Origin of the sequence: Thiolapillus sp. (assembly GCF_048562965.1) — a bacterium.
GTDB lineage: Bacteria > Pseudomonadota > Gammaproteobacteria > Chromatiales > Chromatiaceae > Thiolapillus > Thiolapillus brandeum_A.
The window spans coordinates 1-572 of sequence record NZ_JBHNMF010001536.1; the positions used below are offsets into that span (position 1 = coordinate 1).

Annotated in this window: 1 protein-coding gene; it reads right to left on the bottom strand. The window is 57.3% G+C overall.

The window, feature by feature from the left end:
* Positions 1-330: 330 nt before the first annotated feature.
* On the bottom strand, positions 331-572 hold a 242-nt coding region (locus tag ACOCD2_RS25365), incomplete at its 5' end, for a transposase (RefSeq protein WP_293675634.1).

Here is a 572-nt window from a genome sequence, read left to right on the forward strand (position 1 = left end):
ACTCCATCTGCGGCAACTCGTCGAACAGACTGGGTTGGTTGCTGGTATCTATTCTCGCAACACGCCTTTTTATAGGTCGGTTTTTCATCGTAGCGCAGCTAACCCGCATCGCTCACCGATCCCCTAGTTCCGGCGTTTTTGGGCGCCGGGACGTGGCCAAGATAGACCGATAGCCCATTTCTCGTGCCAAGGTACTCGCCGAGAGAAGTGATTCTCGTGTTTTTCGCTCTCCCGGGGCTCTGGAGGATGTTTTTTCGACGGAACAGATGCGTCGGCCCCTCAGCACCGGAGTCTGATCGGTTGTGTCAACGTTGCCGGATGTAATAGGGTTTATCCAGGGGGTGACCAAGCAGGGTGCTGCTTGAGATTGGCCAGGATCTGAGCGATGTCGCTGGCGTAGGGGGATGCTTCCGAGAAGGACAGCCAGACTTTGCGTACCGTCAGATGCAGACGGGCGCCGATTTTCAGCAGTTTCAGGCGGATCGTCGTGCTCTGGGCCTTGGCAAACGCCGTACCGGTCAGCCCCAGCCGACGCAGGCCATGCAGCAGGACATAGGCGAAGGAAGAGAAGT